This is a genomic window from Phocaeicola vulgatus ATCC 8482 (assembly GCF_000012825.1).
GTDB lineage: Bacteria > Bacteroidota > Bacteroidia > Bacteroidales > Bacteroidaceae > Phocaeicola > Phocaeicola vulgatus.
In genome coordinates this window covers 4,646,727-4,662,456 of record NC_009614.1, presented here as the reverse complement: position 1 = coordinate 4,662,456, position 15,730 = coordinate 4,646,727, and the positions used below count along the sequence as shown (strand labels likewise).

General features: G+C 39.5%; 17 protein-coding genes. 10 read left to right on the top strand and 7 right to left on the bottom strand.

What is annotated here, in order from left to right:
• Positions 1-294, bottom strand: a complete 294-nt coding sequence (locus BVU_RS21945; protein WP_005852040.1) for a nitrous oxide-stimulated promoter family protein — start codon at positions 292-294, stop codon at positions 1-3.
• 97 nt (positions 295-391) lie between these two features.
• On the opposite strand from BVU_RS21945, the gene BVU_RS18925 reads away from it, so the two are divergent.
• On the top strand, positions 392-856 hold the full coding sequence (locus BVU_RS18925) for a MaoC family dehydratase (RefSeq protein WP_005842132.1): 465 nt from the start codon (positions 392-394) through the stop codon (positions 854-856).
• A 190-nt stretch (positions 857-1,046) separates the two neighbouring features.
• Here the strand turns inward: BVU_RS18925 and BVU_RS18920 are convergent, their stop codons facing one another.
• The 4 genes from BVU_RS18920 to BVU_RS18905 form a co-directional block, all read right to left on the bottom strand.
• The gene (locus BVU_RS18920) at positions 1,047-1,988 is read right to left on the bottom strand and encodes a GNAT family N-acetyltransferase (RefSeq protein ID WP_005842129.1); all 942 of its coding nucleotides are present in this window, start codon (positions 1,986-1,988) and stop codon (positions 1,047-1,049) included.
• 42 nt (positions 1,989-2,030) lie between these two features.
• On the bottom strand, positions 2,031-2,906 hold the full coding sequence (locus tag BVU_RS18915) for an SDR family NAD(P)-dependent oxidoreductase (protein ID WP_005842126.1): 876 nt from the start codon (positions 2,904-2,906) through the stop codon (positions 2,031-2,033).
• Positions 2,907-2,922: 16 nt separating this feature from the next.
• Positions 2,923-3,312 carry a GtrA family protein gene (locus BVU_RS18910; protein ID WP_005852036.1) on the bottom strand — a complete coding sequence of 130 codons (390 nt, stop codon included), beginning with the start codon at positions 3,310-3,312 and terminating at the stop codon, positions 2,923-2,925.
• Positions 3,313-3,706: 394 nt separating this feature from the next.
• The gene (locus BVU_RS18905; RefSeq protein ID WP_012055896.1) at positions 3,707-4,144 is read right to left on the bottom strand and encodes an Hsp20/alpha crystallin family protein; all 438 of its coding nucleotides are present in this window, start codon (positions 4,142-4,144) and stop codon (positions 3,707-3,709) included.
• A 328-nt stretch (positions 4,145-4,472) separates the two neighbouring features.
• Between BVU_RS18905 and BVU_RS18900 the strand changes: the two genes are divergently transcribed.
• Together BVU_RS18900 and BVU_RS18895 are read left to right on the top strand one after the other, a co-directional pair.
• Positions 4,473-5,519, top strand: a complete 1,047-nt coding sequence (locus BVU_RS18900; RefSeq protein ID WP_012055895.1) for an alcohol dehydrogenase — start codon at positions 4,473-4,475, stop codon at positions 5,517-5,519.
• A gap of 35 nt (positions 5,520-5,554) precedes the next feature.
• Complete coding sequence (locus BVU_RS18895) at positions 5,555-6,361, top strand: TrmH family RNA methyltransferase (RefSeq protein ID WP_012055894.1); 807 nt, start codon at positions 5,555-5,557, stop codon at positions 6,359-6,361.
• A gap of 22 nt (positions 6,362-6,383) precedes the next feature.
• Here the strand turns inward: BVU_RS18895 and BVU_RS22925 are convergent, their stop codons facing one another.
• Together BVU_RS22925 and BVU_RS18885 are read right to left on the bottom strand one after the other, a co-directional pair.
• Positions 6,384-6,776, bottom strand: a complete 393-nt coding sequence (locus tag BVU_RS22925) for a Mu transposase domain-containing protein (RefSeq protein ID WP_237470031.1) — start codon at positions 6,774-6,776, stop codon at positions 6,384-6,386.
• On the bottom strand, positions 6,752-7,594 hold the full coding sequence (locus BVU_RS18885) for a DDE-type integrase/transposase/recombinase (protein ID WP_012055892.1): 843 nt from the start codon (positions 7,592-7,594) through the stop codon (positions 6,752-6,754). The genes BVU_RS22925 and BVU_RS18885 overlap by 25 nt, the downstream gene beginning before the upstream one ends.
• Positions 7,595-7,829: 235 nt before the next feature.
• Here BVU_RS18885 and BVU_RS18880 point away from each other — a divergent pair, with 235 nt between their 5' ends.
• The 7 genes from BVU_RS18880 to BVU_RS18845 all read left to right on the top strand — a co-directional run bounded on the left by BVU_RS18880 (position 7,830) and on the right by BVU_RS18845 (position 15,688).
• Entirely contained in the window at positions 7,830-9,188 is a 1,359-nt protein-coding gene (locus BVU_RS18880; protein WP_012055760.1) for a transposase, read from the top strand.
• 772 nt (positions 9,189-9,960) lie between these two features.
• Positions 9,961-10,389, top strand: a complete 429-nt coding sequence (locus BVU_RS18875; RefSeq protein ID WP_012055890.1) for a DUF3791 domain-containing protein — start codon at positions 9,961-9,963, stop codon at positions 10,387-10,389.
• 506 nt (positions 10,390-10,895) lie between these two features.
• Positions 10,896-11,480 (top strand): metallophosphoesterase, encoded by a 585-nt coding sequence (locus BVU_RS18865; RefSeq protein WP_012055888.1) that lies wholly within the window; start codon positions 10,896-10,898, stop codon positions 11,478-11,480.
• Positions 11,481-11,484: 4 nt separating this feature from the next.
• Entirely contained in the window at positions 11,485-12,255 is a 771-nt protein-coding gene (locus BVU_RS18860) for a metallophosphoesterase (RefSeq protein ID WP_012055887.1), read from the top strand.
• Between the two features lie 8 nt (positions 12,256-12,263).
• Complete coding sequence (locus BVU_RS18855; RefSeq protein ID WP_012055886.1) at positions 12,264-13,580, top strand: hypothetical protein; 1,317 nt, start codon at positions 12,264-12,266, stop codon at positions 13,578-13,580.
• A 288-nt stretch (positions 13,581-13,868) separates the two neighbouring features.
• Positions 13,869-14,177, top strand: coding sequence for a helix-turn-helix transcriptional regulator (locus BVU_RS18850; protein ID WP_012055885.1), 309 nt, complete (start codon positions 13,869-13,871; stop codon positions 14,175-14,177).
• 8 nt (positions 14,178-14,185) lie between these two features.
• Complete coding sequence (locus BVU_RS18845) at positions 14,186-15,688, top strand: type II toxin-antitoxin system HipA family toxin (RefSeq protein WP_012055884.1); 1,503 nt, start codon at positions 14,186-14,188, stop codon at positions 15,686-15,688.
• Positions 15,689-15,730 lie beyond the last annotated feature (42 nt).

The window sequence follows — 15,730 nt, the reverse complement described above, 5'->3', positions numbered from 1 at the left end:
TTATTGATGAATGAAATGCTTGATAGTTGTTATGGGATGAAAAAAAAACATTCGTGGACCAGCATACCGCATTACTTCTTGTATTCGTTTCTTCATTTCTGGTTTATAACAATGTATGGGACAGTTGCGGCAAGTCTTTTTTTGTTCACCAAATGTACAATGCTTTAACCGGTTATGTGCATATTGCAATAACTGCCGACAGGTTGGGCAAAGCTCTTTATTGCCTTCCTTGTACCGACAATAAATTCGGATCATTTGTTCTGCGGTACGCTGTTCTCTTTCGATAATTCTCATCTGTAATGAAGTTTTCGTGTGAATAAAGTGCAAATATAGGACTATTTTTTCTTATTTTTGTATTCAATTAGTGTATAACCTTTAAAACAAAGAGATAATGGATAAAGTTGTTGTTAATTCGTACGAGGATTTTGAGAAGCTGCTAGGACGGCAGATTGGAATTTCCGACTATGTGGAAGTGTCGCAAGACCGAATTAATCTTTTTGCAGATGCTACCTTGGATCATCAGTGGATTCATGTAGATACAGAACGTGCTAAAGTGGAAAGTCCTTATCATAGTACTATTGTACATGGTTACCTGACCCTTTCGTTGCTTCCACATATGTGGAACCAGATTATAGAAGTGAATAATCTGAAAATGATGATCAACTATGGTATGGACAAGATGAAATTTGGACAGGCTGTCCTAGCAGGTCAGAGTATCCGTATGGTAGCAAGTCTTCATTCTTTACAGAACTTGCGTGGCGTAGCCAAGGCTGAAATTAAATTTACAATTGAGATAAAAGACCAACCGAAGAAGGCACTTGAAGGCATCGCTATCTTCTTGTATTATTTCAATTGATTTTATGAGAAATAATCTCCGAAGAAGAATAAGGTGTATTTTTATCGTTCTTGGATAAATGTTTTACCCAAGAACGATTGCTTTGTTTTGATTTTTTTAGACACGTATATATCCTTTGGGGGAAGTTAGGGATTAACAAAATTAATGATGAAATAGAATAGGCATTTGAGATTGTGTAAAAATGAAAAACTTATTTTAGGTTGTTTTTCTCTAAGTAATAACACAAATGATCATATATTTTGTCATCATAGCTAACTTCGGCTTGATGGAGAATGCCTTCGTATGTAAACCCCATTTTCTCCAAAACATGTTGTGAACGTTTGTTTTGAGGATAACAATTTGCACTGATCAAGGTTAATCCTAGTTTGTTGAAGCCATAGTCCAAGACAGCACAGACGGCTTCAGACATATATCCTTTTCCCCATTGGGCTTCATCTAACCAATAACCTATCATTCCGGCATTTGAATTCTCTCTCTTTGGGTCTGGTAGAATTCCTATAGCTCCTATCAGAAGCCGGTCTTCCTTTCTAGTGATGGCCCATGTGTCTTTTTGTGGTATAAATATTGTTTGAAGAATTTTCAGAGATTCTTCCAGTGTGTCATGAGGTTTCCAACCAGCATTATTTCCTAGGTTGGGATTCTGGCAACAGTTAAAAACAGCTTCCGTATCATTCTCTGTAAAAGGACGTAAAATAAGTCGCTCAGTTTCTATTACATGATTTCCCTCAGGAGGGCATTCCTGCTCTTTTTTGTAAACACACTCTATCCGGTTTCCGTCTGGATCTAGTATCACACTTTCAAAATAGCCATCTCCTGAAATGCGAGGTTCACCTACGATATGGTATCCTTTAGTACGTAGCTGTTCCGTTAGTGATAAGACAGCTTTTTGGCTTTCAAAAGAAAAAGCTAGATGGGTCAATCCCGGTCTGTTTTCTTCTATCGGGATATTTTGCACGTCAATCCTACTCATCAACTCTAATGTAGCACCACTTTCAAATGAAATGAAGTAAGATTCAAAACCTTTTTGGGAATTAATGTATTTTTCATTACTTGTTCCGTTAAAGTAACGAGTATAAAATTCCCTTAGCTTTTCCAGATGAAATGTCCAAATGGCGATATGATGTATTTTCATGAGTGATTATTTATTCATTATAGATATTTTCTTTAGTTCGTTTTATTCTAAATAAATCATCTTTTTGGTCATTCCACCATCGATGATGATATTTTGTCCATTGATGAAGTCGTTCTCTTCTTGACATAAAAATAAACACATACGTGCTATGTCTTCTGGTTTGCCTACTCGTCTTGATGGATGTTGGGCATGATCTTCTGGGCGTAGCCGTTCGTAATCATTGGTCTGAATCCATCCCGGCGAAATACAGTTTACGGTGATATGAAAGTCGGCAAGAGATAAAGCAAGTGCATGGGTCAGTGAATAGATTCCTCCTTTGGAAGCCGCATAGCTTTCGCTTCCCGGTTCGCTCATTAAATAACGGGTGGAACAGATATTGATAATTCTGCCATACGGGTGATTTTCTGCTTGGGATTTGCGATGCAAAGCTAATGTGCGTGAGGTGATAAATACAGGGCGCAGATTGATGGACAAAATTTTATCAAAATCTTCCACGCTGGTTTCCGTGATGGGAGAAAATTCGCTTATTCCGGCATTGTTAATAATGATGTCCATATCCCCCCACTTTTCAAAAAGCTCGTGCATACAGTTCTCAAGGGATTCTTTATTACTTACATCGGCATGATAAAAAATTGCTCCGGTCTCTTTGGCTGTCTGTATTCCTAAATCCTCATTTTTGTCACAAAAGGCGACTTGGTATTGTGAGTTGCAGAAAGCTTTCACAATGTTTCTCCCTATGCCATCGGCACCTCCTGTGATGAATGCTTTTCTAGGAAGTTTGATTGTATTGTCTGTCAGGTCCTTTGGTTGAAGCTTGACGGAAATCGTTTTCTTCTTTCCTTGTTTACATTTTTTTTCCCATGCAGCCTTTCGGGCTTCATATTGTTCGTATTGCCTTTCTATATAATTGTCTGCCATAAGTTTTGAAATATATTTATCGGAATGTTATTCTATTGTTTACCATAAAATTAACAGCTCCATATATTATTATTCCAATAAATTGTGCTGTAAATTCTTTGATTCCTATTGCTTCTATCATCAGTATCACAAAAAGAAGTTGTATGCCATAGGCAATACCAAAAGCGGTACAAAAGAGCATTATTTGTTGCCAAAGACTGTTTTGGGGATTGCTGGAAGGAAAAATCCAATATTTGCTCCATATAAAATTATGGGTTTGAGCGATGAGATATGCCATAATATTTGCTACTATATATTTTCCTTTGAATGAGAAGTAACTCATCACAATCCATATCACTAACATGGTAATAAGGTAATTTAAGGTTCCTATTGTAGCAAAACGAACTAAACGTACTGATGCTTTCATCCTCTTTTTATTGGTTTGTTTTATATGGTGAATTTGGGTACAAAAATACTAAAAATATGTGATTTTAATGCTTGTATAATAAAAAAGAAGCCTACTCATCTTAGTTTCTGTTTTAATGTTGTTCAGCATTTTTTGAAGGAAAATTTAAACTGGCTTTTTTCAGTTTTGTCCTGAATTTGAAGTTCAATTGTAATAGAGGTGGACTTTTTTTAGGGGAAAGATGGGAAGAAACGCTGAAAAGCATGGTGGAAATCCGCAGAAAGTGTTGATGCAAATATGTTGATTTTATGACAATCGGACAATATATAAGGCACACTTTTATATCATGCAAAATAATAGCATGTTATAGATGTACCTTATAAACTGTCTGATTGTAAATATTCAAAATCTGTGATTAATGAATTTCGATGACTCTGTTCACTTTGGCTTTTTCTTCAGGAGTGCGTTTAGGCAAATCAATGGTCAGAACACCATTGCTGGCATTGGCGCTGATTTTTTCCTTAACCACATCTTCAGGAAGAATCAAAGCTTGTTCGAACTTAGAGTAAGAAAATTCACGACGTAAATATCTTCTGTTGTGATGGTCGTCCTCTTTTATTTCATTCTTTTTCTCCATTGAGATCACTAGTTCGTTGTTTTCGCTGATGTGGATATTGAAATCTTCTTTAGTCATACCCGGAGCAGCAACCTCTACTTTATAATCTTTGTCACTTTCAATGACATTAATTGCAGGGGCGGTAGCGTTGGCTCTTGTCAACCATTCATTATCAAAGAAATCGTTGAAAATACTTGGTAACCAATTCTGATTGTTATACTTTCTAGTCGGCATCATAATTATAATCTCCTATATTTTAAATTGTTACTAGACTGCTTTTTGATTTTTTTATCTTGTCGTTTTTGGAAATACACTGATGTTCTTGCAAAGTATATGCCTGATGGCAAAATGTCAGCCGGAAATGAAATGAATTTAAATCTGTGAAGATAATTTTAATGAATATCGAGATGTGTTTAAACCTTTGTAAAATTTGTTTGCAGTTGAGAAGCAAGGTAAAGTGATAAAGAAAGCCATTTTGTCAGCAAATGGTGGCTGTTATTTATGTTTGTATATTATCTTTGCGTCGTTTTATAAAGATAATCATTAAAGAAGAAAAGGAAATATCATGTTGGCATATACTTATATTAAACAGGGAAAATTTGAATTGATAGAGAAACCGAAGCCTGAGTTGAGAGACTCGCGTGATGCTATTGTGCGCGTTACTCTCGGGAGTATTTGTACCAGTGACTTGCATATTAAACATGGTGGTGTGCCACGTGCTGTTCCCGGAATAACAGTGGGGCATGAAATGGTGGGTATTGTGGAGCAGACAGGACGTGATGTTAAATTAGTCAAACCAGGCGATCGAGTTACCGTCAATGTGGAAACCTTTTGTGGAGAATGTTTTTTTTGCCGGCATAGATATGTGAATAATTGTGCTGATCCTAATGGGGGATGGGCCTTGGGATGTCGGATTGATGGGGGGCAGACGGAGTATGTTCGCGTACCTTATGCTGATCAAGGCTTGAATCTCATTCCCGATTCCGTGAGTGATGAGCAAGCTTTGTTTGTAGGAGATATCCTTGCTACAGGATTTTGGGCTGCTCGCATTTCGGAGATTACCGAAGAAGACACGGTGCTTGTCATTGGTGCGGGACCTACGGGAATCTGTACTTTGCTTTGTGTGATGCTGAGAAAGCCGCAGCGCATTGTTGTTTGTGAACAATCCTCTGAAAGAATTCGGTTTGTTAGGGAACATTATCCGCAGGTAGAAGTTGTCACTCCAGAAGAATGTAAGGAATTTGTATTGCAAAGTAGTCCACACGGTGGTGCGGATGTAGTTTTTGAAGTGGCAGGAGGGGAGGATACATTTCGCTTGGCATGGGAATGTGCGCGCCCTAATGCTGTCGTTATTTTGGTGGCTCTTTATGACCGTCCTCAGATTCTTCCTTTGCCGGATATGTATGGAAAGAATCTAACCTTCAAAACTGGTGGCGTAGATGGTTGCGATTGTGCTGAGATACTTCGCTTGATAGAGATGGGAAAAATAGATACCACTCCACTAATTACACATCGTTTCCCGCTAGATCAGATAGAAACGGCTTACCAGATTTTTGAGAACCGACAAGATGGAGTGATAAAAGTAGCTGTGACAATGGAGGCTGGAATGTAGATTAAAAGCAATGAAATAGTATAATATAAGAGTGTATGCCTATTATTGAAATATCATCATTGACACATCCCGGAGTGGATGTTTTCTGCATGTTGACGGAAGCTCAGTTACGTCAGCGTATGGAACCTGGGAAAGGGGTATTTATAGCCGAAAGCCCCAATGTCATTAGTAGGGCTTTGGATGCAGGATATGAACCTCTTGCTCTTATGTGTGAGCGTAAGCATATCTCTGGCAGTGCTGCTCACATTATCAAGCGTTGTGGTGATGTGCCCGTTTATACGGGTGATAGAGAGTTGTTGACTACGTTGACTGGCTATGTTCTGACACGTGGTGTATTATGTGCTATGCGTCGTCCAGTGTTGCCCTCTATGGAAGAGATCTGCCGGGATACCCGGCGGATTGTAGTCATTGACGGTGTGGTGGACACTACCAATATCGGGGCGATATTTCGTTCGGCAGCTGCTCTTGGGATAGATGCTGTTTTGTTGACACGCAATTCTTGCGATCCGTTGAATCGCCGTGCGGTAAGGGTGTCTATGGGTTCGGTGTTCTTGGTTCCATGGACATGGTTGAATGGTACGATTGGCGATTTGAACAAGTTTGGTTTCCGTACTGCTGCCATGGCGTTGACTGATGATTCTATCTCTATAGATCATCCCATATTGGCGGCTGAACCTCGGTTGGCTATTGTGATGGGAACAGAAGGGGATGGGCTTCCTTACAAGACAATTGCTGAAGCTGATTATGTAGTCCGTATCCCTATGGCGCATGGAGTGGATTCGCTCAATGTGGCTGCAGCAGCTGCTGTTGCCTTTTGGCAACTCCGGATTACAGACCTTTGAAAAGATTAATATATGATTAAGTTTATTTTATTTTCATAGCTCCCATGGCGTCCGGGCAGTCTGTGGGGGCCTTAGTTGTATAGGCATAAAGCGTATCATCACGCTGATGTGTGGTCACTAGGCGCAGACCATGGTATATCTTCAGCGTGTCAGCATCATAGACAATTTCGACACGTTTGCCTATATACTCTTTCGGCATGCTGTAATGGTGAAGCTTGAAAGTTACATAGCAGTTCCGCATTACCGTTGCAGAGCGCCGCTCCTTCATCTGGTGGCGTATGGCAGGAAGTGGGCGGAGGTACTCGGCTTCAATCTGTTCGCGTCTGGACAGGGAACGTCCGTTCATCCTGCGCCCGTTAAAGGCTGAGAGCGATTCGAAAATGGCCACATTCAAAGATTCCAGAGAGTTGAACACAAGCTCTTCGACATCTGCATATACTGCCGGTAAAGCAGTTTCACGGCATTTTCAACCAACACCTTGTCCTTGGGATGGCGTACCCGTGCGGGGTATACGGTACATCCATAATGCTCGGAAAATGCCGCAAACTCCTCGTTGATTACCGGACCGTTGTGGTTGCTGCGGGCTACTGCTGCTTTGAGGTTGTCAGGTACGATTGCCATCGGAATACCGCCGTAAAAATGAAGTGCGTTTTCACATGCCTTGATCAGATCTTGTTTTGACTGGGACCAGACCGCTTCACAATAGGTATAGTGGCTACAGGGGAGTATGGACACAAACATTTCAACGCTACGGCATTCACCGTTTTCATTGTCAATGACCTCAAACTTGTCACTGGCAAAGTCAATGTATATTTGGTCATCGGCATAATGCTCAATATGCCCCACGACATGAGTCACCATCCGGTAACGCATGAGATAATTACCGAAACTGGCATGTTTGTATCCATTAGGGCGTGTTTTGTGATACTCTTTGTACAGGGATTTGACCGTTACCCCTCGGCGGCTAAGACGGGCGGAGTACTCGGGTGGAAGTGCCTCCAGCTTAAGTTGGCGTTGTGATGGAATCTGACTACGGCTAACCCCTTCGGAGAACATTTCTTGGATGCGGGAAGAAGGCATTGATGCCAACTCCTTTATCGGAATGCCACACTTTTGGAACAGACGCACATATCTGCGCACTGTGTTGCGGGATAGCTCAAAACTCCTGCTTATTTGCTTTATCTCCATCCCCAATGCATAGCATTGGAGAATATTTGCTATCTTTGTTGTCATAGTAGAAATGGTTTTACCCCACCGGTCAAGACGGGAATCAAATCTACGAAAAACACCCCTGTCGGACAATGTTTGGCAGGGGCATTTTTAGGGACATTCATTAAATATTACAAAATCAGCCAACTAATTCATACACAAAGTATTGCGAATTAGTTGGCTTTTTTGTATCTTTAGGTATTCCCCCGAAAATAAGATTTGACGGCCAAAACGGGGGAAATATCCAAACTAATAAGATATGGCAAAGATAGTGAATATTTCAGAAATTCACCCTACTTTGGGTTTTACAGAATTTGATATTCTGGAAAAATACCGCAAGAGTTTTAATGAGAGTGAGCTTGGCAAGCTTCATTCGGTCTTTCCGTTTGAATGTATGGCAAAAGCCGCCGGCCTGTCGGACCGGCGCCTGGGACGCAGGAACAGATTCAGTCCTTCCGCAAAGATCGCCCTTATGGTCCTGAAGGCATACACCGGATTCTCCGACAGGCAACTGGTGGAACATCTGAACGGGAACATACACTACCAGATTTTCTGTGGAATTATGATTCCCCCGTCCCTTCCCATAACCAACTTCAAGATAGTCAGTGCCATCCGTAATGAGATAGCATCCCGCCTTGACATTGATTCTTTCCAGGAGCTCCTGGCTTCACACTGGAAACCTTATCTTGATAACCTTCACGTCTGCATGACCGATGCCACATGCTATGAAAGCCACATGCGTTTTCCTACGGACATGAAACTCCTTTGGGAAAGCCTCGAATGGCTCTACAGGCATATATGCCGGCATTGCAGGGAGCTGGGCATAAGGCGTCCGCGCAACAAATACAGGAATGTGGCGGAATCCTATCTGTCCTACTGCAAGAAAAGAAAGAGGAGAGCTTCAAGGGCAAGAATGCTTAAGCGCCGTATGATCAAGCTTCTTGAAAAGCTCCTCAGTCAAAGGGATGGGATCCATAGCGAGTACGGTGCTTTACTCCGATATACCCAGGATTATCATAAGCGTCTTTCCATCATCAGAAAGGTGCTTGTACAAGAAAAGGAAATGTTTGAAGGGCGGAAAGTCAGTGACCGCATCGTCAGCATTGACCGTCATTATGTACGTCCCATCGTCAGAGGCAAGGAAACCAAGTCCGTCGAGTTCGGTGCAAAGGTCAATAATATACAGATAGACGGCATATCGTTCATCGAACACCTCTCGTTCAAGGCATTCAATGAGGGTATACGCTTGAAGGACTGTATCCGCATGCAGCAGAAGCTTATGAATGTAAGGGTAAGATGTGTGGCTGCCGATTCCATATATGCCAATAATGCCAACAGAAAGTTCTGTACAAAATATGGGATATCCACATCCTTTGTGCGCAAGGGAAGGGCGGCCAAAGATGAGCCTTTGAGGAAGGTGCTTAGAAGCGAACTCTCAAAAGAAAGGGCAACACGGCTTGAAGGAAGCTTCGGCACTCAAAAGCAACATTACTCGCTCTCAAGGATAAAGGCCAGAAACAGGAAGACGGAAATACTGTGGATTTTCTTTGGAATACATACGGCAAATGCCATACTGATAATAGAAAAAATCAGAAACAAAACAGCTAAAGCAGCATGATATGATTTTACTCACAGAATCAGAAGAGGTCATCAGACTTCTTCCGGAACGTCATGTCCTGTCGGATAGAATTATGTGAGAAAGCACGGAAAAATGACAATAAGAATGGCATATGAAATGGTCATGCCCTATCATCTTCATATGCCATCTTATTTTTTAGAGACATTTACTGAATATCCCTTTTTATATTGTTTTTAAAGGAAATGTCTATTTTGACGAAAGGGAGCAAAATCGCTTGGTTTTCAAGGGCAGATTGCGATGGATTTTCCAAATGCTAATCGTTGGTAATCACCACTTATCTACGATGCAACATCGAAGCATGTTTAATTATCAGCGTTTTAGCATTTTAATCGGTACAAATAGATTTTTGACAAAGAATTCATTTTCTATGTACAAGTGCAAACCTTTGTTTTTCAGCCTTTTGTCGATTTTATTTGTACCGCCTTTCTTCATTCAAATTTTGTATATCAAAAATCAAGTATAAAACTTTGATTCTTTGATAGTTTTATCCCATGCGCTACATGATGATAGTACAACAAAGATAGTTCTTTTTTGTGAATTTCTCAATGTATTAATGAGGAAAATAATAATATATTTAGGTAATACTTGTGGTGTAATCCGGAGATTATTTATGTTTTTGATTATGTAACAAAATCAAAAAAAGTAAGACGATATTACATCATTACTATTGGGAACTTAATTTTTTTCTATGTTGTTTCCGGTTTAGGATACTTTGTCGTATGTTTGTTTTCCATGTGATAAAACGTATAATATGACAGATAGCATAGAAAATATAGGTTTGATGATTCGGAATGAACGTCTTCGCAAGGGACTTACTCAAGAAGAACTAGGTAAACGTATAGGAGTTGGAAAAGCTCAGATTTCAAAAATTGAGAGTGGAAAAGGACTTACAATAAAGACAATGACAAAAGTTCTTGATGCTCTTGGTATGTCTGCTTCTATTATCTTACAAAATACGCAGGCAATTGATAAAAATGTGATTGTATATATCGTTGCCGTTATCAATGAATTTGCCAAGACTTATCATATATCTGTTCGTGAAGCAAATAATTATTTAATACGTTTTAATGGTATTGACTTCCTTACGGAACATTATGAAGCAGAACATCTGCTTTCATTGGATGATGCCATTCAGGATCTTACTCAAGTTTGTTTAAATAATGGAGGTGGCATTCAATGAAATTATATCATGGTTCTGATGTTGGGTGTAGCAAGCGGTAGGATATTGAAAATAGATAAAGTACTGGTATTTTAATGTGTGACTTTTCATTTTTATATATAAGAATTTATTGATTCTCAATAATATTCGTAACTTTGCAATATAATTTATATATAACAACGATGCAACATAATAGAATGAACATACCTGCAAATACATTATATCGAAGCACAAAATGCTTTGAGCGTGTGTCGTATGTTCATGCATCAAGCATTGAATCATTGAATAAATACAATTACACTTTCCAACGATCTTTATGTATATTATTGAGGTTACAATGATGCTGATAACCCTCTGATAATTATAACAGAAAGCCGTCGGAAAGTCCTGATTAAAACTTTTCGACGGCTTTTTCTTTATGCCTTTTGGTGACATCCGCTCGATGCGTCCTTCTCCGTCAATTCCGTCCATGGGCAAAATACAATGTATTATTAACCGCGCAGTGATGCGCATAAATGAACAAAATTATGAATTATAAATTTGATGGAAGCAGGGTGTTCTTTACATCTGACACGCACTTTAACCATACCAATATCATCCGGTTCTGCAACAGGCCCTTCAAAGATGTAGCCCACATGAATGAAACGATAATAGCCAACTGGAACAGCGTGGTTGGCCCTGATGATATAATATTTCATTTGGGAGACTTTTGTTTGGGAGGTTCTGCCGAATGGATAAATGTACTAAACAGGTTGAATGGAAAAATATATCTTATAGCTGGCAATCACGATATAAAGAATCTCAGGCAGAATTATACGAAGTACTTTGAACAGATAACGATGCAGATGCATATTGAAGTTGATAAACAGAAAATTTATCTGAACCATTGTCCCTTCCTTTGTTATGGAGGAGCTTACAGTGATACATGGCAACTCTTCGGGCATGTACATACCAGCAGGCATAACACCGGCAAGGATGTTCCGCGGTTGAAAATGCTTTTCCCGACTCAGTATGATGTAGGTGTAGATAACAATAATTTCACACCGGTATCATTTGCACAGGTAAAGATGATAATAGAGAAACAGATAGAACAATCAAAGGAAGGAGAATGATAAAATGAGAATACAATATATGAGTGATTTGCATCTCGAATTTCAGGAGAATAGTAGATATCTGAGATATAATGAATTGCCTGTAACAGGTGATGTACTGGTGCTGGCAGGAGATATTTTCTATCTCAAGGATAAGACTGCTCCAGTTATGAATTTCTGGAAGTGGGCATCCAAAAATTACCGTCAGGTATTGATTGTTCCTGGTAATCATGAATACTATAACTATTCGGATGTGATGGAACGCGGTTTTCAATGGAAGTGGATGTTGCGGGAGAATGTGGGTTACTATCAGAATCAGGCTGTCCGCATCGATGATACGGACTTTATACTAAGTACGCTTTGGTCGCATATCAATCCGAATGATGAATATTTTGTATGGAAAGGTATGAACGACTTCCGTCAGATTAAGTTTGGCGGGAAGCTGCTGCAAGTGGAGGAATTCAACCGGATGCACGAGATCAGTATTGACTTTATTCGGAAAAACATCGAAGAGAGCACAGCAAACCATATTGTGGTGGTTACACATCATTTGCCTACACTCCAAGTGGTAGCAGCGCACCATAGAGGATCTGTTCTGAACAGTGCATTTGCAAGTGAGTATGATAATTTAATTGCCAATAGTAGGATTGATGCATGGATATATGGACATTCGCATACCAATATTGATACGGAAATAGGAGGGACCAGGGTAATCTCTAACCAGATGGGATATATTTTTGCAAATGAGCATCTGATGAATGGATTTGAATCGGGCAAGTTTATTGAAATTAAATGAGTACAGCGATGAATGAAAGAAAAATCATAGATAGAAAATTCCTTTGCGATTTAGCTAAGGAAGTTGGTATGACTACATTAGATCTGGAAGCATTAGGCGAAAATCATCATTGGGAAATTGTTGTTGAAGGAAATTTACTGGAAAGGATGATTGAGACTCAGCGTCAGTTTGAGCGTCTTGCCGTGATTGGTGATGAAGAGTGTCGTGGGTTTTATATAGAGGTGCCTCGGCCAACATCAGAAGATTGGGGTAATGCAGAGGAACTGATTGCTTCGGGAGAATACAGCAGCATGGATGCATATCTGTCGGACTGGCTTGCGTTTAATCCGATGGAAACGCGCTGGTTCTATGTAACCTCAAGGAAATACGGGAATAACCGGTCGATTCATGTTACCGACCGGAAATTTACCCACTTTGTTATTTCTAACCGCTCCTCGTATAATGAAAAGGAGTTCGATGATGTTTGTTGCAAGGAGAACCTTACACGTTTTTTCGACTTTTTGAATCTTATAATTGGTGTTATTGTAGCAGATTCCGACGGGTTTAATGAGTATGTAGCAAACAATCTGCCATACCAGCAACGTACAGGTAGGATTTCCAGAAAGAACCTGGTTCGCATAGTTCCGAGTCTTAGGATTGATGTAGAGGACCGGGAAATGACAGTTAAGGCTTTAGGGGACTCAATACAGGAGTGTTCTTTATCTCCTATAGAGACTATGACCATACGAAAGTATTGTAAATTTTATCGTATTGCTAACGAAGCTTATAAGGCTTATCATAAGAAACGGGGTATCGGTGGACGTATCAATAAGGATGCAAAAAGAGATCTCCAAAAAATCTCGGATGTGGCTTACTACAAGTATATGAAGTATGTGGATGTGGAGAACCTTTATAACGTCGACAGCCAGGAGGATTTCATACGGTTTGCAACGGATCATTACGGTGAACTTGGGCTTTCACGTTTGAATATCTTAGCTTCAAATATTCAACATCAGGGATGGAAGATTGTTGTTTCCAACAGTTATTCATCCAATGTTGGATTGGCTATGGAGGTGGCTGTTTCTTTATATAAGGCTGATGCTCCATTACATATTTACGATGCAGAGAAACTTCTGAGTATTCTGAAGGAAGAGGATTTTGTTCGATTGGTTCCTGATTCATACCATAACTATATGGGATATCAGGAAGAAGGTACCGTATATGAGCTTCCTTGGGAGTATGAATGTTCTGATGAGAAAAACTCTTTTCTTACTCTGGAACAATATCATGATATTATTTCTCATACCGAATGGGAGCCTGATAAACGTGTAGAGCCTATTTCTTAATGGAACGTCGTAATTAAAAGTTGGCTTATCTCCGTGTTTATGCGTGGTTGATAAGCCATTTTTTTGCAATCAAAACTTCATGAGGGAAATAGCGAAATTGGACATATAACAAATACAAAATATAGGATTTACAATCAATCACTATGATTTGACGATAAGTTTTCTAAGAAAAATTAGTTTTATTCTCAGAAATTACATAGTTTTGTATTTATAATCTTCATAATAGTGAAGATTAATGCTTAAAAATATATGTAACTATCATTATAATGATATATAAATACGGCTTATATGGTAGATTTCTATGAATACTCCACTCCTGAGCTTGTAAGGCTCTTAGGCAACAGATTTAAAGAATATAGAATTCGTTGCAATCTTACTCAGCAAGATGTTTCTGAGCAATCCGGTATTGGGCTTACAACCATTCACAAATTCGAGAATGGTACAGCTGGCAATATTTCATTGTCAACATTTATTGTGTTGTTGAAAGTGGTCGGTCAGATTAACACTATAGACAATCTTCTTCCGGAATTGCCTGAATCTCCTTACATGGTGCGTAAGGATGATAAAAAGGTACAGCGTGTCAGACACTCTAAATAGCATAAATTATGGTACAGTCGTTAAAAGTAATACTTTGGGGTGAGGAAATTGGTAGATTGGCATGGGATGCCAGACGCAGGTTATCCTATTTTATGTATAATCCGGCCTTCTTGAAGAAAGGTCTTAATATTTCTCCATTAGCTGCACCAGTTGATGGAGCGAGAGGGCTTATGCCTGTATGGGGAGAAGAGGCCAAGATTTATCAAAAATTACCGGCATTTTTAGCAGATTCATTGCCTGACTCATGGGGTAATCAACTTTTTGAATTATGGCGCCAACAGAATCACTTGTCAAACGCAGATATTACTCCTCTTGACAAACTCTCATTTATAGGAAAGCGTGGAATGGGAGCTTTGGAATTCTTGCCTGAGGTTTCAAGAGAGCGTAAGGCTGAAAAAATAGATATCAAATCATTGGCAAATTTAGCAGAGCGTATATTCTCAGAAAGAGAAAATGCCAGAATCCTGCCTGAAGAGTCGGTAACAATGCAGTCATTACTTACGGTTGGTACTTCAGCCGGTGGTCGTCAACCTAAGGCCATTGTTGCCATTAATCTAAAGAATGGTGAGGTTCGTAGCGGGCAGATTTCCGGATTAGAGGAGTTTGATTACTATCTGGTCAAATTTGGTAATTCGCAATACAGTTCGGCAGAATTGGAGATGTCTTACTATGAACTTGCTACAATGGCAGGGATAAATATGATGCCTTCCAAACTCTATCAGGTGGACGGAAATAATCATTTTATGACAAAACGCTTTGACCGTAATCATGGAAAAAAGATTCATACACAAACTTTGGCTGCAATTAGCCCCGATGCGGACAGTTACGAACAATTGATTACAGTATGTCGGAAGCTCCATCTGCCGGAAACAGACTGTTATGAGGTATTCCGCAGGATGGTCTTTAATGTATTGGCAAACAATACAGATGATCACAATAAGAATTTTTCATTCGTTATGAGTGAAGACGGTACTTGGCGTCTGTCTCCTGCATACGATGTAACTTATATATTTGACAATGGAGGATTCTTGCCTAATGAAGATCATTGCATGTATATTAGGGCAAAACTTAGGAATATAACACGGGAAGATGTTATTCAATTTGCTAAAGATAATGGAATACGTAGGCCTGATGCAATAATACGTGATATAGTAAATGCCATGAAACAATTTCGTACGGTTGCCACTAAATATGGTGTTGCTGAACAGTGGGTAGGACGTGTCGAAAACACTATAGTTGACCGTCTGAAATCATGGAGAGAGTTAGAGGAAATGGCTCCCGAAATATGCGAATTGGTTATAAACGGACATATTATAAAGAATATCCGTATTGAGCAGGCGTACAAGGGAAATTTCCATTTGCTTGCTGAAATAGACGGTCATGAACGTAAGTTTATTATTGGTAAGAATAAAGAAGAGTTTTCACTTATTGAATCAATGGGCATAGCAAACCTGTCATCGAATCAGCTTAAAGATATGGTTGAAAAGTATTTTATTCACTTGAAAGTGTAATCGCCGACTTCGATAGACAGGTCTTTTTCCATCATGGGATTC